Source organism: Desulfosediminicola ganghwensis, from assembly GCF_005116675.2.
GTDB classification, from domain to species: Bacteria; Desulfobacterota; Desulfobulbia; order Desulfobulbales; family Desulfocapsaceae; genus Desulfopila; species Desulfopila ganghwensis.
The window spans coordinates 1,873,685-1,890,424 of the sequence record NZ_CP050699.1 but is presented as its reverse complement, the minus strand read 5'-3'; the positions used below and the strand labels follow the sequence as shown (position 1 = coordinate 1,890,424).

The 16,740-nt window shown below is 50.9% G+C and carries 13 protein-coding genes; 11 read left to right on the top strand and 2 right to left on the bottom strand.

Annotated features, from left to right (window positions below; genetic code table 11):
- Positions 1–205: 205 nt before the first annotated feature.
- From FCL45_RS07990 to FCL45_RS07955, 8 genes are all read left to right on the top strand, one after another.
- Positions 206–1,693 (top strand): PAS domain-containing sensor histidine kinase, encoded by a 1,488-nt coding sequence (locus FCL45_RS07990; RefSeq protein ID WP_136797246.1) that lies wholly within the window; start codon positions 206–208, stop codon positions 1,691–1,693.
- Between the two features lie 7 nt (positions 1,694–1,700).
- On the top strand, positions 1,701–2,369 hold the full coding sequence (locus FCL45_RS07985; protein ID WP_136797248.1) for a response regulator: 669 nt from the start codon (positions 1,701–1,703) through the stop codon (positions 2,367–2,369).
- 599 nt (positions 2,370–2,968) lie between these two features.
- The gene (locus FCL45_RS07980) at positions 2,969–4,522 is read left to right on the top strand and encodes a BCCT family transporter (RefSeq protein WP_136797250.1); all 1,554 of its coding nucleotides are present in this window, start codon (positions 2,969–2,971) and stop codon (positions 4,520–4,522) included.
- Positions 4,523–4,704: 182 nt separating this feature from the next.
- Entirely contained in the window at positions 4,705–6,027 is a 1,323-nt protein-coding gene (locus FCL45_RS07975; RefSeq protein ID WP_136797252.1) for a thiolase family protein, read from the top strand.
- A gap of 28 nt (positions 6,028–6,055) precedes the next feature.
- Positions 6,056–6,796: a 3-oxoacyl-ACP reductase FabG gene (fabG, locus tag FCL45_RS07970; RefSeq protein ID WP_136797254.1), complete on the top strand. Its 741-nt coding sequence runs from the start codon at positions 6,056–6,058 to the stop codon at positions 6,794–6,796.
- A 46-nt stretch (positions 6,797–6,842) separates the two neighbouring features.
- Positions 6,843–8,456, top strand: coding sequence for an acyl CoA:acetate/3-ketoacid CoA transferase (locus tag FCL45_RS07965; RefSeq protein ID WP_136797256.1), 1,614 nt, complete (start codon positions 6,843–6,845; stop codon positions 8,454–8,456).
- Positions 8,456–9,310 carry an epoxyqueuosine reductase gene (locus tag FCL45_RS07960; protein ID WP_217907693.1) on the top strand — a complete coding sequence of 285 codons (855 nt, stop codon included), beginning with the start codon at positions 8,456–8,458 and terminating at the stop codon, positions 9,308–9,310. The genes FCL45_RS07965 and FCL45_RS07960 overlap by 1 nt, the downstream gene beginning before the upstream one ends.
- 65 nt (positions 9,311–9,375) lie before the next feature.
- Complete coding sequence (locus tag FCL45_RS07955; protein ID WP_136797258.1) at positions 9,376–10,152, top strand: alpha/beta fold hydrolase; 777 nt, start codon at positions 9,376–9,378, stop codon at positions 10,150–10,152.
- Between the two features lie 122 nt (positions 10,153–10,274).
- Here the strand turns inward: FCL45_RS07955 and FCL45_RS07950 are convergent, their stop codons facing one another.
- A complete protein-coding gene (locus tag FCL45_RS07950; protein WP_136797259.1) occupies positions 10,275–11,186 on the bottom strand; it encodes a DMT family transporter in 912 nt (303 codons plus the stop codon).
- A gap of 381 nt (positions 11,187–11,567) precedes the next feature.
- Here FCL45_RS07950 and FCL45_RS07945 point away from each other — a divergent pair, with 381 nt between their 5' ends.
- Entirely contained in the window at positions 11,568–12,992 is a 1,425-nt protein-coding gene (locus tag FCL45_RS07945; protein ID WP_136797261.1) for a phosphatidylserine decarboxylase, read from the top strand.
- A gap of 179 nt (positions 12,993–13,171) precedes the next feature.
- Here the strand turns inward: FCL45_RS07945 and FCL45_RS07940 are convergent, their stop codons facing one another.
- Positions 13,172–14,551 (bottom strand): MATE family efflux transporter, encoded by a 1,380-nt coding sequence (locus tag FCL45_RS07940; protein WP_136797263.1) that lies wholly within the window; start codon positions 14,549–14,551, stop codon positions 13,172–13,174.
- A 92-nt stretch (positions 14,552–14,643) separates the two neighbouring features.
- Here FCL45_RS07940 and FCL45_RS07935 point away from each other — a divergent pair, with 92 nt between their 5' ends.
- Together FCL45_RS07935 and FCL45_RS07930 are read left to right on the top strand one after the other, a co-directional pair.
- Positions 14,644–15,459 carry a MerR family transcriptional regulator gene (locus tag FCL45_RS07935; RefSeq protein WP_136797265.1) on the top strand — a complete coding sequence of 272 codons (816 nt, stop codon included), beginning with the start codon at positions 14,644–14,646 and terminating at the stop codon, positions 15,457–15,459.
- On the top strand, positions 15,456–16,475 hold the full coding sequence (locus FCL45_RS07930) for an acyltransferase (protein WP_136797267.1): 1,020 nt from the start codon (positions 15,456–15,458) through the stop codon (positions 16,473–16,475). The genes FCL45_RS07935 and FCL45_RS07930 overlap by 4 nt, the downstream gene beginning before the upstream one ends.
- Positions 16,476–16,740 lie beyond the last annotated feature (265 nt).

The window sequence follows — 16,740 nt, the reverse complement described above, 5'->3', positions numbered from 1 at the left end:
TGAAATTCCTCTCAAGGCAAGCCATAAACACAGACTAAAATCCATTTAGCCCCCCAAATATATAGACACCTGCCCCCAGCGATGCTATCGATTGATACCTTGAGGTCAGAGTAAATGTAAAAAGGTGGTGGCTGAGTAATTTCTTAAAAATATTATAGCCCCGGGGCACACCCTAACCTTTTCAATTGAACTAAATGGCAGGCAAATGGACGATACGCGTGAGACCAGACGGTTGCGCGAGCAACTGGCAGAATTACGGGAAAGATTTTCTACAACAGAGATATCCAATAAAAATTACAGACATTTCTTTGAGAAAAGCACCGCCATGATCTATGCAACTGGCAAAAAGGGGCAGTTTTCTCACATCAACCAAGCCGGTGCTGAGCTCCTGGGCTTTACCTCCCCCGAAGAGGTACTAGGCAGAACGTTCAAGGACTTCTTTTCATTCAATGACAAAGAATTAGAATCATCTCCGAATATTCTCGGAAAGATTTCTGACATGAAAGAAACGGAAGCCATACTTGAACGGCGGGATGGCCATCAATTGTCGGTACAATTATCCTCCACGACAAGAACATCTCTGCTTGGCAAAGTCACAGGGTACGAGGGATTCGCAATTGATATTACAAAACAGAAACTTACCGAAAACCGACTTGCCACATCCGAGACACGCTACAGAACTGTTCTGGACAACTCTCTTGCTGCCATATACATGTTCCAGGACGGAGGGTATTTCAGCTATGTCAACCCGCGGATGGTCAAGGTGCTGGGCTATGATTCGGCGGACGAACTCATCGGCAAGCCTTTTTGGGAGGTCATAGCCGACGATGACCGTGAAATGGTACGGCTGCGAGGATTGGAGCGAGAACACAATGAAATCTACCCCCGCCGCTACAAATACAAGATGCTGAAAAAAGATGGCGAGGAGATATGGGTGGACATGCGTGCCGCCCATGCCTCCTCTCTCGGGAAACCGGCAGCGGTGGGCAATTTTATCGATATCACCAAAGAGGTTCGAGCAGAAGAGCAAGTCCGGCTGCTTACCCGGCAACTCATCGAGGGGATTGAGGAGGAGAGGCGCTCACTCGCCAATGACATCCATGACGAATTCGGTCAATCTCTCACCTCACTGCAGTTTGAAATAGAGTCGCTGAAAAACGCCATCCCGACAGATCGGGAAAACGCTGCGATCATCTGCAACAAAGTAACCGAACAGATCCAGAATCTGGCTGAAAAGGTTCGCGATACCACCTCAAAACTCAGGCCGGACCTGTTGGATCATCTTGGTCTGGAGCCGACACTGAACTGGTATTTGAACGACATTTCCCAAGCACGACCCGAGCAGACCGTCTCGTTTCAGGCCGTCGGCCTGAAAAAACGCCTGCCAAGCGAAGTGGAACTTGTACTTTATCGTGTATTTCAGGAAGGCTTGAACAATATAGCGAAACATGCTAATGCATCCCTTGTGGATATACAGCTAACTTACAGTCATCCCGACATAATACTAATTATCAAGGACAACGGTTGCGGCTTTCATATAGGCAAAGAAGGTGTCTCCGAAAATGACCCGAGAAACGGTATCGGCCTGCTCAGTATGAAAGAGCGTGTCGCAGCACTCTCCGGATCGTTTTCGATACGTTCTGCTCCAGGAAAAGGTACGGTATTACGGGTTAAAATTCCAATGAGTGACTAGCGGATACATGGAACCGATTACGATCCTTATTGTTGATGATCACGCCATTGTACGTGACGGTATGCGTCAGTTGATAGCTTCCCAGCAGGATATGAAGCTTGTTGGTGAGGCGTATGACGGCCCCGAAGCACTCAGGCAGGTCAGGGCGATCACCCCCGATGTGGTTCTGCTCGACATTGCCATGCCCGGCATGACGGGCCTGGAAACCATCGGCCTGATAAAAAATGCCAATCCCGACATCAAGATTGTCATACTCTCCATGCATTCCAAAGAGAGCTACGTGCATCAGGCCCTGAGCGCCGGTGCGCTCGGTTATGTACTCAAGGCTTCCCCCAGCACTGATATTCTTAACGCCATCAGAGCAGCAGGGAAAAATGAATATTTTCTTAGTTCCAAAATACGGGCGGGGGTCATTGATGCCTACCTGCAGTCAAAACAAAGCACTCCCGCAGTCAGGGGGTACGACCTTCTCACCGAACGCGAACAACAGGTGTTCAGGATGGTTGTTGAAGGCAATACGACCAAAGAAATTGCCGATCTTCTCTGCGTGAGCGGTAAAACGATAGAAAAACACAGAACAAGCGTCACGACAAAGCTCGGAGTACATGGTCGCCTTGAACTCCTGAAGTATGCCATCCGTATCGGCGTGGTCGACCCTGACCTCTGGGAGGAGTAGTCACTGTCATGCAGTACGGATCTAACATTTTGATATAAATTGGTTTGCAAATGATTATTTTCAATTCCCTGCAGTCAGCCCCATTTGCGTTTCCCGGACTTTACTCCTTCAGGAATTGAACTGTCGATGGTTGTATGAAAGATATTTTTTGTTTGTATCGTCATTTGAAGCAGCTTGTACCAAGCTGTACATTCACCTCGCCTTCCACCTCTCCAATAATGCCCGCAACTCCTGCAACAATTTCTTTTCATACATTTTCAAACACATACAGGAATAACACTCAAAGGAATACAGGATTCATCAGAACAGGAATCGCACTTTGTCTGCTCCAAATGGGGAGGACTTCCCGTGAAAATAGGGAGAACTCCCCATACTCTTCCTTGACCGGTAAAAGTATTATGCGCGGCACAGACATGAAATCGGGTGAGGTATGACCTGCTTGCAGACTAATTACATATGGGTTCTTCCGCATGAACACAAGACGCCATGCGACCGACCTTTAACCTGGAGGCAGATTGAAATAAAAGACCATATGGCTGAGCATATGGACAGATCAGAAACAGCAGTACTATCATTTCGACTTACAAAAGGAGTGTTGTATGGAGAGGGAGAAGAGTGCAAAGGTTTTTTGGAATGATCTGGATCCAATTGTCACGTTGTCGGTCATCGGCGTATACATTTTTTGCGTAGGCTTTATCGCCGTCGATGCCGAGACATTCAACGGTTTTTTCAAGGGAATACGTAACTGGTTGATCTTCAATGTCAACTGGGGATTTCAGCTGTTCAACCTTGTCGTAGTTCTGCTGGCTCTCGGAATTGCCGTTTCCAAGTGGGGAAGCATCAAACTCGGCAAGGACGAGGACACACCCGAATATTCCAACTTCGCCTGGCTGGCAATGCTGTTTTCCTCCGGGTTCGGTCTTACCATGTGGCTGCTGAGCACTACCGAGATCATCTGGCACTGGTACGGATCAGATTTCATCATCGACGCAGGTTTTAAAGGGGACCCAAAGGGAGTTGCCATGGCCATGCAGAGTGTGCTCATGGACAATGGCATTCACGGCTGGGTACTGTTTTCCATGGGCGGTCTGGCCTTGGCGCTGCCTGCATACCGACTTGGCAAGCCCATGAATCTTGGCGTTGGCCTCTACGGAATCCTCGGCGAACGCTCCTATAACAGTGGCTGGTCACGGATCACAGATATCCTCGGCGCCATTGCCGGTATCGGCGCGAACGTCGGCGCCATCGGCCTTGGTTCCATGACCCTGGTGACGGGACTAAAGGTGATCTTTGACCTGGAACTGGGCACAGCCGGCCGCTTCCTAATCGTCGTTCTGCTCACCGCTGGTTTTGTCTTCTCAGCCGCCTCAGGAATCGACAAAGGCATCAAGAAGCTCAGCCTTATCAACATCTGGCTCAGCCTCGGCATCACCCTGTTTATCATTGTGTTAGGCCCAACCAACTACATCATGAACACCATGATAGAATCCCTGGGCAGATACATGTCCTACTTCTTTGATTTCTCCCTGTGGGCAGATACCGGAAATTTCAAGGATGGCGCCTATGCGCCCCGCGGCTGGCAGAACTGGTGGCTGGTCTTCTACATCCTCTGGTGGATCGCCATGGTCCCCTTTGTCGGCGGTTTCTTTGCCCGTATCTCCAAGGGACGTACCGTGCGCGAGTACCTGTTCGGCACCATCATCATGCCTTCCCTGCTGATTCTGTTCTTCTGGGGCGCATGGGGGTCGCTCTCCGCCCATGCCCAGATCACCGGCTTGTTTGATGTCTACGCCATGGTACAAAACGATATGGGCGGCGTGGTCTTCGAGCTCCTGAAGTTCCTGCCGCTTACTGCGCTCACCATGTTTGTTGTCTTCTTAAGTTCAACCATGTACGGCATTACCACCTATGATTCTGCTACCTATTACATCTCCATGCAGTTTGCCAAAGGTGACTTGACCCCCAAAACGAGCATCCGGGTAGCATTGGGCTGCTTCGTTGGCGCAATCTCGCTTATATTCCTGATAATCGGCGACTTTGAAGGCGTCAAGACCCTGTTCATCGTCTGCGGCGCACCATTCACCTTCGTCATGATCGGTTACATTATTTCAGTATTCAAAATGCTGGATCGCGCCCATAAAGGCGAAATGTAACAGCTAACAACGATGCCGCAATCGCCCTGTCGATTGCGGCATCTTACTTCAGGTTACCAAACTCGCCCAGCACCTAGAAACATCTTGCAGACTTGTAGGTACCGACCGACCCCTTAATAACAAACTACACATTATCAACAAACCGAACCCGTCGTTTTCTGATGGGCATGTAAAGGTGAAGTATGAGCAGTATTTCAAATGACGCGAAGGACGCACTGGATCATTTCTGGCATACGCATGATGACGACAGCCTCGACAACGAGGTAGTAATTGTCTCCGGTTGCCGTACAGCCATCGGTACTTTCGGCGGAACCCTGAAAGACAGTAATGCCGTCGCATTGGCCAGCACCGTAATCAAAGAGGCTGTCGCCCGTGCCGGGATCAAGCCAGAGATTATCGACGATGTCAGGATGGGCTGCTGCATGGAGCCGGCAGATGCCTGCAACATCGCCAGGGTTGCCGCGCTAGTAGCCGGGATACCGGATACAACCCCGGCGGCGACGGTCAATAGGGTCTGCATCTCCGGCATGGAAGCAGTCATCACCGGTGCGGCAATGATCAAGGCGGGTATGGCTGATGTTATCCTCGCCGGTGGTGTCGAACATATGTCCAGCGTACCCTATATCGTTCCCAACGCGCGCTGGGGCTGTCGGCTGCAGGATCAGGTTTTCGCAGACTCCATGATCCACGCCCTGCATTGCGGTTCATATTACCTGCCCAACCCCGAGGACGGCCCTGTCAATGAAAAGGAGCCGCCGCTCAGTTACTTTGTAGGCAAACCCTACATCATGGGCCACACTGCGGAGTTTATCGCCCAGTATAAAAAAATCTCCCGGGAAGAAATGGACGAAGTCGCGCTGAGAAGCAACCTCAATGCCGAGCGGGCAACCAGTGACGGTAGCTTCAAGGACGAGATCGTGCCGATGGAAATTCCCCAAAGAAAAAAGCCCCCCATAATCTTTGCTACCGACGAGCATTTCCGCCCTGGGTTAACAATAGACCAGCTTGAAAAACTGCCCCCGGTCTTTGTGCCGAAAACCGGCAAAGTAACAGCCGGGAACTCGAGCGGGCTCAATGACGGCGCCGCGGCCCTTGTCATTATGTCCGGCAGAAAAGCCAGAGAACTCCAGCTCAAGCCGCTGGCCAAGATCAGAGCCACCGGCACAGGTGGATGCCACCCCTCCATCATGGGCCTCTCCCCGGTGCCTGCTGTCGAAAAACTTTTAAAATCATCTGGCTTGCAGATTGATGATTTTGATCTGGTCGAGGTCAATGAAGCGTTTGCCGGCCAATATATAGCCTGCGAGAAAGAGCTCGGCCTTGATGGGGAGAAGACCAATGTCAACGGCTCAGGAATTGGCCTGGGGCATCCGGTGGGCGCAACCGGCGCCCGTATCATGGTTTCCCTTTTGCACGCGTTGAAAAAGCAGAACAAGACGCTCGGTTTGGCCACCCTCTGCGGCGGTGGCGGCGTGTCCATGGCCTGTGCCATCGAAGTACTGTAATCAATATCAAAAAGATGTAGGTGAACATATGGATTTTACCGGCAAAACAGCCTTAGTCACCGGCTCGGGCAGCGGAATTGGAAAAACAATCGCCCTTCAGCTTGCAGCGCGAGGGGCTGATATCGTGGTCAATGATGTGTCCCAGGAGCACGCCAAAGCCACTGTGGAAGAGATAGAGAATCTTGGCAGGTCCGCAGTGCTGTGCTGTGCCAACGTTGCTTCCCGAACAGAAGTACAGGAGATGTTTGAGCTGGCGAAGGAGAAATTCGGCAAGGTCGACATTGTCGTCAATAATGCCGGGGTCACCCGGGACAATTTCCTGCTGAAGATGACGGACCAGGAGTGGGACTTGGTGATGGACGTTAACCTGAAGGGCGTCTTCAACTGCTGCCGCTCCGCTGCAGCACTGATGTCTGAAACGGGATACGGCAAAATAATCAATATATCATCTGCTTCCGGGCAAATGGGCAATATAGGCCAGGTGAACTACGCAGCCAGCAAGGGTGGCGTCATCTCCATCACCAAGACCCTGGCAAAAGAGCTGGCGCGCTACAACATCAATGTTAACGCGGTAGCCCCAGGTTTTATCGAGACCCCTATGACCGAGACCGTCCCGGACAAAGTCAAGGACCACCTGAAAAGACAGATTCCGCTTGGTCGTGCCGGCTCACCTGAAGATATCGCCCATGCGGTCCTCTTCCTGGCTTCGGATCTTTCATCGTATATAACAGGCCAGGTTGTCGCCTCCAATGGCGGCATGTATATGTAACCCGAAGCCGTTAGCTGTTTTCATGTAACGTTACAGGTAAGTGTTTATGTCTAAAACAGAATCAGGAAAACCCCCTGCCGATAGGGTCTCCAAAATCATGACCGCCGAGGAGGCGATCAGCCTCATCCCGAACGGGGCCACGGTTACCGCCAGCGGCTTCTGCGGCTCATGCTTCGCCGAAGATATTGCAGTACACCTGCGGGACATCTACCTCCAGACTGGCAAGCCTAACAATTTGACCATGGTGTATGGCGCCGGCATAGGGGATTTCAATACCAGAGGCCTGGGCGTACTGGGGGTGGAGGGGTTGATCGGCAAGATCGTTGCATCCCACTTCGGAGCCTCCCCCAATCTAACCCGGTTCGTTAATGAGAAAAAGATTCCTGCATACAGTCTGCCACAAGGCGTTATGTCCCACCTTTTCAGGGATATCGCAGCCAACAAGCCACGAACGATTACCAAAGTTGGTCTGCACACCTTTGTCGATCCGCGGCTGGAGGGAGGCAAGGTCAATCACCTCTGTGACGAATCCCTTGTCGAGGTGATCAGGTTTGATGACGAGGAGTACCTCGCTTACAAAACTTTCCCTATAGATATTGCAATTTTACGTGGTACTACTGCCGACGAGGACGGTAATATCTCGATGGAACGTGAGGCCCTGACCCTCGACACCCAGGCCCAGGCCATGGCCGCCAAGAATTCCGGTGGTCTGGTCATCGTCCAGGTCGAACGAATAGTTCAGCGGGGCAGCCTCAATCCCAAAAATGTTAAAATTCCAGGGGTAATGGTTGATGCGGTGGTGGTTGCCAAGGACATGTCCAACCACCTCCAGACCTATGACCAAGGCTACAATCCTTCCTTCAGCGGTGAAGCCAGGATCCCGATGGCGCTGGTACCACGCCTGAAAATGAGTGCCAGGAAAATCGTCGCCCGCCGAGCCGCCTTCGAGCTAACCCCGGGCGATTTCATTAATCTCGGGATCGGGGTACCTGAAGGGATAGCCAACATTGCCAACGAAGAAGGCATCCTGGAAGAACTCACCCTGACAGCTGAACCTGGGATTATTGGAGGTATGCCGGCAAGCGGTCTCAGTTTCGGAGCGAGTTACAATCCGCAGGCTATAATCGATCAGCCCCCGCAGTTCGATTTTTACCAGGGTGGTGGCCTTGATGCCACTTTTCTGGGCCTTGCTCAGGCAGACAAGCACGGCAACCTCAACGTCAGCAAATTCGGGCCCAAACTTGTTGGCCCTGGTGGTTTTATTGACATCTCGCAGAATACGCAAAAAGTAGTATTTGCCGGCACCTTTACCGCAGGCGGCCTTAAGGTCGAAGTGGAAGATGGCAAAATTTCCATCGTGCAAGAGGGAAAGGTGCAGAAGTTTGTTGACCAGGTAGAGCAGGTCACTTTCAGTGGTCGATATGCCATCGAAAACAATCAGCAGGTGCTCTTTATCACCGAACGATGTGTTTTCCGCCTGGCCAAAGAGGGACTGGTATTAACTGAAATCGCCCCAGGCGTTGACTTACAGCGTGATATCATCGATCAGATGGAGTTTAAACCAATAGTCGATGAACAACTCAGACTTATGGACAGCAGAATTTTTCAGTCCCCTCCCATGGGGCTGAAACAGGATACCACCGAGGAGACGGACCAGTAATGGATTGTGATAGCACTACTCTATTTCAAGGCGACAAGATGTCTGATTATACCCCCTCTGCTATAGCAGAAATCATCATTGCCAAGGCAAAAGAACTGGGAGCTGATCTGGCAGGCATTGCCAGCGTCGGAGAACTGCAAACTTCTCCCTCCCATCTCATCAGTGACAAGATGCCCGACTTTGACAATGTGGCGGCAAAACATGTAGAAGGGCGAGAAAAAGGTCAGGTGGACTGGCCCGAAGGTGGAAAATCAGTGGTCTTGATCGCCCTTTCCCACCCGGAGGATAAGCCCGAGCTTGACTGGTGGATTCTCGGCGGAAAATCAAAGGCGGGCAACACCCCGGGCAACAAAATGCTGATGTCCATAACGAAGGAACTCAGGCTGTGGCTGGAAAGTCAGAACGTCAAATGTTTCCCCGTGCCGTATCACATCGAGCTCGGCGGTATATACATGAAAGATGCCGCGGTACTCAGCGGCCTTGGTTGCATCGGCAAGAATAACCTCCTCGTCACCCCGGAGTTCGGCCCCCGTCAGCGACTGCGGGCGATAATCATTGACCGGGAGTTGCCCTCCACCGGATCTGCTGAATTCGATCCATGTTCGGACTGCGATGCTCCATGCCGCACCGCCTGCCCTGTGGGCGCCTTTGACCAGCAACTCTACAGCCCCGAGGAATATGGCTTCAGCGAGCTACCGGGCCGTACGGGAGTCTACAGCAGACCGGTGTGTAGTGTTGTCCAGGACGAAGCCTGTGAAAATTTCGAACCGATTGAGATTGAAGGACAGGAAGAACCTGGTAAAATGGCAAGATTTTGCAGAGAATGCGAATTCTCCTGTCCGGTGGGTGCATAGTAAAGAGAATCTGATACCGGGCAGGTAATCATGTTGTATTACTCTACACACTGTTGAGGCCAGAATTGAAAACGATAATTGCCGGGCAAGGGAAACCAGTTGTTTTGCTGCACAGTTCCATGAGCAGCAAGGAACAGTGGCTCAAGCTTTTCAATCTTCTCAAAGCTGATTTTCAGGTTATCGCCATTGACCTGTATGGATATGGGGCTAGTGAATACCCACCAAACCCCGCCTCCTTCTCGCTTGTAGATGAAGCCAACCGTTTTTCACACATTGTCTCTTCACTCATCGGGGAACAACAGTTTCACCTTATCGGTCATTCCTATGGCGGTGCAACCGCTTTGCGATTCGCCTACGCGGAGCAGGAGCGGTTGCTAAGCCTCTCAGTATACGAGCCTGTGGCTTTCCACCTTCTGGATTCGAGCCACCCATCCTATGGGCCGGTCAGGGACATTGCTGAATGTGTTGACAGGGAACTTAAAAACGGAAATCTTTCAGCTGCCACGGAGCATTTCGTTGACTTCTGGAGCGGCAACGGCACCTATGCCAAGCTGAACGGGGACAGGCAAGCCGCGTTCGACAGTGTCATCGAAAAGGTGAGCCTCGACTTTCAGGCCATAATGAACGAGCCGCTGGGGTTGAAGGACTACAGTTCCATTGCCCTCCCTTTGTGTATTATCGCAGGGAAATCCAGCAGAACCGCCACTCAAAAGATTGCCCAGGACCTGTTTTCCACCCTACCCCAGACGAGCTTTCACTGGGTGGAAGGAGGGCATATGGCCCCGCTGGCCAGGGCTGATCTGGTAAATCCAATATGGGTGCATTTTCTGCACTCTCAGTAAGGTGTAGCCCGGCGTCCAACTCCCATGGCTTCATGCCAATCGAAAACATGTACCAAATGCTTCAACGATAACCGCAAGGGCAGCACATTCCATGCCCTTGCGTAAACCATCACTCAATGCACTCACCACATCAACAGGCCAACACCGGCCACTGCTACCATAGCGCCCCCGATAGCTCTGAACGAAACCTTTTCTTTATGCAGGAAAATTGCGAAAGGAATAATGGTAACCGGCACCAGTGACAACAGGGTCGACGCCACACCGGTTGACAGGTAATGCAACGTTAACAGTGACAATGACACTCCCAGAAACGGGCCGACAAAGGTACCGCCGACAATAATCGCCATCACCCGCCTGTTTTTCAGTACTGAACCGAAGCCACGCCATTTGCCTCTTATGGTAAATAACAGGATAAAGCAGAAGAAGGCCGCAATCGCCCGGATCTGGGTTGCAGAAAAGGCATCGAGATAACCGTCCGCTGTCTGCATCCCCGCCTTGCTGAGCACAAATCCACCCGCCTGCCCCAGCAACCCGCCAAGGCTGAACATCAGGGCCTTGGCCGTTACCTGGTTGCCTTTCACAGTAGCCGGACTCTGGGCAGGCTGCCGCTCTAATATGACAATGGCTACACCGGCAAGCGTCACCAGAATACCTGCCCACTGCTGCAGATTGTAATTCTCGCTCAAAAACATCCAGCCGATAATCGCTGCGGCCGGGGCACTGAGGCTTTGCAGCAGCATGGCAATTCGGGGGCCCATCATGGCCAGGGCCTTAAACAGGCAGTAGTCGCCTATGAAAAAACCGACCACTCCGGAAAGTAAAAGATAGTTCCACGCTTCGGGTGGAAAGTGGGTAGGGATCGGAGAACCGTCACGAATGGTCAAAAAGACCGAGAAGATCAGCAACGCAACTGTAATGCGAACGATATTGACCGCTGTGGCTCCCACCTCTTTTGAGGCGATGCCGAAGCATTGCACGCTGATAGTCCAGCAAAGTACGGTGACGATGGCAATCGTCTCTCCAAAAAATGGCATGGATACACTCGGAACAAGATCGAAAAAAGTACCGTATAACTCTAAAAGATAGAGATTATACAGAATGAAGGGAGAGCCCCCGCACTGCCCCCAATTAACCGACTGGATACTCTGGCATGTTCTATACCGAGAGCGAACATGGGCAAAACCACGGCAATTGTCAATTCATATCGTGTTATCGGCATCAATGTCAGAACATGTGGCGGCTATTGACTTTGCCATGATTCTGGAAGCACAATCAGTGAAGAACCCTCTATTACGGGGGCATTCCTTTCTATGCTTCAGTATCTCCAACTGACCGATCGTGATATTCGACAGTTGCGTCGATTCGTTTTGGCCTAATTTGGGTCCCAATGCTATCAAAAAGGAGAGCAAGCCGTCATGAATATCAAAAAAGGAGCGTTTCAAGTCATAATCAGCTGGGCATTCACCCTTTCGCTCTGCTTTTCTGGTCAGCTCATGGCGGAAGAGTCCCCCTGCGCGGCATCACTGCTCTACCTGCAAACGCGATATTATTCAGACCAGGCAACCAGAGAGGCTTTCGATACGGTCTATGGCGGTCTGACAGACCTCCCGGCGGGTTATTCGTACAACGGTTCCACAGAAAATCCCTGGAAGGCTGCCGGCAGCGGTAAGGGAATGTACCAGATGATGATCGAGATGTTCAGGAACTGGTGTACTGCCCTTCCCGAAATCACCGGAAATTCCGACAATGCCCTCGACCCGATTTTGTATTTTGCCTGGGTATACTACAAGAATCCTGCAGGACGGGACTTTGTTCAGGGAAGAAATCCTTTGCAACCCGGTACCCCATTAGAGACATGCACCGCATTCCTCTCCAGCTGGAATGAAGAGTACCTCGGGTATATGAACCACGAGAATTCTGCAAAGCTTGTCTCGGAGTGGGTAGCTGATCCGCGCATTGAGATCAATGACTACAAAAAAACTCAGGCAGAAGACTACACAAGCTGGAACGATTTCTTTGCCAGAAATCTCAAGAGTAACGAGGACGGCTCCTATCCCAGCCGACCAGTCACAATGCCGGATCGTGACTATGTGATCGTCTCCCCCACTGACTGCATCATGAACCCTTTAGTGCAGCAGATTGAACAGTCTCCGGGTGTTTACGACCGCCGCTACATTGAAAATCCGCTCCAACTTGATACGGTGCTTGACGTCAAGAACATTCCGATTTCAGTAAATGATCTGCTCGGGACGGTTCCTGACGACATCAAGGCTGAATTCGTTGACGGAAGCGGTCTCACCTGCGTCTTGATGCCGAATACCTACCATCATTTCCATTCGCCGGTGGACGGAACTGTCCTCCATGCGGAAGTGGTCGAAACAGGCACTCCTGGGACACCCGGAACTTTCGGCTATCCTGATTTTCCCAATTGGGTGCCCCTTGACGGCAATGTGGGACGTCCAGGCACGGATTACAGTCAGTTTCAGGCATTCCAGCGCGGGGTTATCATTATCAGGGTGGAATATGACAATCTCCCGAATCAGACACCGGAGAAACTCACCGGCTATGTGGCCTCGATCCCGGTCGGGCTGAACTCCGTCGGATCAGTGGTTCTCAATACCTGCGACAGCGAACAAACCGACCATGTGAACTGTTTCAAAGTGGGCGGAACGGTGCAAAAAGGCAAAACGAAATTCGGCAACTTCTATTTCGGTGGCTCTCTCAATATCCTTCTTTTTTCACAGGGAATGATTTCTCCAGCCGTACAAACCAGGATGGGCAACCAGATCGGGGTAATCAATATCGGAACAGCACCCAAATCCCCCTGGTCTCTGGACTGAATTGAAATAGAGACAGATCTTTTTTGGGGAGTGGCGTACTGTTACAGCTGATCGTGCATACAATGCGTCTTTTCAGGGGGGAACTCCCCCCTGTTTACTTGATTCAGCCGGCCAACCTTACAGGAAACTTTTTTTGAGTTTGATGACGATGGGGTGAAAAAAACAATTTCGCCGACACACTACCGCGCAGTTAGCAATGTTTTACCCAAAGAAGCATTCCTGCTGTCTTCAACATACAAATAGCGCCGGCGATATTTGTACATCAGAGCAATCGCCACAGCCGATGCACCTAATTCAGCCAATGGTACCGCCATCCATATACCTGAGACCCCGAAAATTTCCGGCAGAAACACGATGAACGTTATCGACAGCACGAACGAGTTGAGAAACGAGATCATTGCCGAAATCTTGCCATTACCTACCGCTGTAAAAAATGCAGAAGCCAGGATAGAGATACAGTTTAGAAGCAATCCCCACTTAAAAATCTGCAGGCCCGTATTGGCGAGCGTCACCACCTCGTCCTGCCCTTTGGCATAAATATCTATGAGATGATGCCCGGCAAACCAAACCAGGCTGAAAAAACTTAATGCGGCAATCCCTGCCGTGGTGATGGTCAAAAAGCCTATTCGACGAATCCGGGCGAAGTCACGCGCACCAAAACAGTAACTGATCACGGGAGCCACACCCATACTAAGGCCGATCTGGAAAGAAGAGAGGAGCCAGTAGCTGTAGAGCAGAATCGACACCGCAGCCACTCCGGTCTCCCCCACATAACTGAGCAACACGATATTGAAAGCAAGTGCTTTGGCCCCTGCCGACAACTCTGTCACCATCTCTGAAGAGCCGTTGGTCATGCTGCGACCTAAAAACTTCCAATCCAGTTTGGGTTTCCTGAATTTCAGATGCTCCGCCTTTACCTGAAAATAGTAGAAACCAACAGTTACCGCGGCAAAGATGCCTGCTGTGGTCGCAATGCCCGCGCCCATGATCCCCATATCAAGTTTGGCAATGAGCAGGTAATCGAGCAGCAAATTGACCGATCCGCCAAGCAGGGCAAGATACAGCGCCCATAGAGGTTTACCATCCAGACGTATGAAAAATTCAAAAAACAGCTGCATGCCTATCATCGCAAGACCGATAATGAGCACATTAAGATAGCTGATGCAGTAAGGGATCAACAGCTCGGACGCCCCCAGCAAACCAGGAACTTTTTCAATGCCAAATATCTGCCAGAACGCCAGAATAAACAGCATGAGAACTACCAGCGTAAAGAAGACCAGCGTAAAATGCTGCTGCGCCTGCGTATTTTTCCCTTCGCCAAGTTCTATGCCGATCAACGCACTGGCACCCGCCGCCACCATGAGCCCTACCCCGAGCATCAGCCCGAAAAATGGCATAATAATATTGACCGCCGCCAAGGCCAGATGGCCTGCGAACCTGGATATAAATATCGAATCAACTACATAGTAGAGTGAAATCGAGACAATACTGAGGATTGATGGGGTGACAAACCTGGCAAAATCACTTACCGACCACTTTCTATTAAATACGTTTTCCATTCTCCGGCCTCCTGCGCCGTAAATTTTGCTATTACGGGAGAAGACCCTAGGGTATATAGCAGCTATATGGTCAAGCAAAAACGGAGTGAAAAATGAAAATTCGTATCATGGCCGGGGAAATGGCCAGGTTGCATAATATAAACAAACAGACCCTGATCTACTACGACAAGATCGGACTTTTCCGCCCCGAAAGCACAGACGAAGAAACCGGTTACCGTTATTACGCGCTCGAACAAACACAAATTCTGGAAGTTATTCTGATCCTCAAACAATTTGGCATGCCGCTCAAGGAAATCCGTGAATTTCTAGATAAAGCCAAGACAGAGGATCGCATCTCACTTCTGCAGCAACAGCTGAAAATGATGGAGGAAAAAATCAATCAACTGCAGAAGAATAAAACCAGGATCAGCGCAACCATCACCAGCCTGCAAAAGCGTATGGAAGTTCTTCCGCTTGAGATGTCTATAAAGCAGCTTGAAAAGCGATACATCCTGACTGAAGCGGTTGCTGCACCATACGACGACTATCAGTTGGAAATTTCAGTACGCCATCTTCTTGGTGAGGAAAACACAGACGAGGAAAACTCCTACTTTTTTCTGTATGGTTTTCCCACCGGGCTCAACGATAACATCATTACCTATGAGAGAGTCTCTCTGCCGCTCCCCGAAACCTGGGCAGATAAACACCAAAACAGCGAAATCATACCTAAGGGCTGGTACGCCTGTTACAATCATCAGGGACCATACCCTTCCATAGGCGACTCCTGGCGGAAACTTCTTAACCACATTGAGCGTTCGGAGTATGTGGTGGCCGGTGAACCACTGGAAAAATGGTATCTCGATGCCATGGCCGTACGGGAATCAGATGATTATCTGGTCGAGCTTCAGATAGCGGTGAAAAAACAATGAGTACAAAGAGCAAGCCTGACATCTTCTACATCCACCTGCTGCGGGCCATCGCCGCCACAGCTGTTATAGCGATCCATGTACTTGGTCCATTCAGGGAGATGTATCAACAGATTCCTTTCGATGCCTGGTACTCGGCCGTGGCCATCAACAGCCTCAGCCGCTGGGCTGTACCGATCTTTATAATGATTACCGGTGCCCTGTTAATTCGGCCAGACCAGCCGCTCAACCTCTCCCGGTTTTTCAGCAAACGACTGCTTAAAGTTGTTGTGCCCTTTGTAGCCTGGAGCCTCATCTACATTGGTATAACCGGCATTCAGGCAGGCCCGGAGGCTGCCCGTACCGCACTCATCGAATCACCCACTGAACCGGTATGGTATCATTTGTGGTTCTTCTATGACTTTATCCCGCTCTACCTGGTGGTGTTGTTATTGACACCGGTGATAGCAAAATTAAATGAGCGACAGCTCCTCATCCTCATCGCTGCCTGGTTGACACTCACCCTGGCACATCTGCTGAAGATCCCGACGCCGCTGAGGCAGGCCACCATTCTTTATTCCGGGTATCTGGTACTGGGCTGGTATCTCTTCCAGCAAAAAGACAGAAAACAGCTCTGGATGTGGGTCGGGCTTGGAGTTGCAGCCGTTTGCGTAAACCTTGTCGGCAGCTGGTGGGCTGCTGAAGCAAAAGGTGCATACAGCTCAAAATATATGGGATACAAAACGCTCAATACGGTGCTGATCGCAGCTATGCTTTTTGTGCTGGCCCAACACTACGGCGGGAAAATTCACGGCAGACTGAAAGCTCTCATCATCTCTTTGTCAAAATACAGTCTCGGGATCTACCTGCTGCACCCTATTCTTTTGATCCCGATCCGAAGCCGGCTTGAAACAGCACCGTTTACCTTCGGCCACCCTGCCTTCGCAATTCCGATGCTTACCTTCGTAATCCTGCTGCTGGCCTGGGCCTGTACTGCTTTGCTTGCACGAATACCGGTGGTACGCAAGCTGGTGCCGTAATTATGCGCGGATTAACGTGAACATACAGGTATTCAATCGGCTCATCTTTATTGATTCCCTATCACTTCATAAATACCACAACGCTGTAATTCTTGTACCAGCAGGTCACTTCCGTACAACCTGCCTCTCGCAGCCACTGCAGCTGGTCACCAAGAGAAGATAGCCGGTTCTCTCACATTCTCTCCAGAGACGCAGCCAGCTCCTCTGCACTGGCACCAGGCCCTGGACTCCTCCAGCCACCTGTTGTGATTGTTTTTTTCGATGT

Coding starts and splice junctions, on each gene's coding strand:
- FCL45_RS07960 (WP_217907693.1), top strand. CDS start 8,456: ATGGATTGTGATAGCACTACTCTATTTCAAGGCGACAAGATGTCTGAT.
- FCL45_RS07975 (WP_136797252.1), top strand. CDS start 4,705: ATGAGCAGTATTTCAAATGACGCGAAGGACGCACTGGATCATTTCTGG.
- FCL45_RS07990 (WP_136797246.1), top strand. CDS start 206: ATGGACGATACGCGTGAGACCAGACGGTTGCGCGAGCAACTGGCAGAA.
- FCL45_RS07965 (WP_136797256.1), top strand. CDS start 6,843: ATGTCTAAAACAGAATCAGGAAAACCCCCTGCCGATAGGGTCTCCAAA.
- FCL45_RS07930 (WP_136797267.1), top strand. CDS start 15,456: ATGAGTACAAAGAGCAAGCCTGACATCTTCTACATCCACCTGCTGCGG.
- FCL45_RS07940 (WP_136797263.1), bottom strand. CDS start 14,551: ATGGAAAACGTATTTAATAGAAAGTGGTCGGTAAGTGATTTTGCCAGG.
- FCL45_RS07935 (WP_136797265.1), top strand. CDS start 14,644: ATGAAAATTCGTATCATGGCCGGGGAAATGGCCAGGTTGCATAATATA.
- fabG (WP_136797254.1), top strand. CDS start 6,056: ATGGATTTTACCGGCAAAACAGCCTTAGTCACCGGCTCGGGCAGCGGA.
- FCL45_RS07950 (WP_136797259.1), bottom strand. CDS start 11,186: ATGCCATTTTTTGGAGAGACGATTGCCATCGTCACCGTACTTTGCTGG.
- FCL45_RS07980 (WP_136797250.1), top strand. CDS start 2,969: ATGGAGAGGGAGAAGAGTGCAAAGGTTTTTTGGAATGATCTGGATCCA.
- FCL45_RS07945 (WP_136797261.1), top strand. CDS start 11,568: ATGAATATCAAAAAAGGAGCGTTTCAAGTCATAATCAGCTGGGCATTC.
- FCL45_RS07985 (WP_136797248.1), top strand. CDS start 1,701: ATGGAACCGATTACGATCCTTATTGTTGATGATCACGCCATTGTACGT.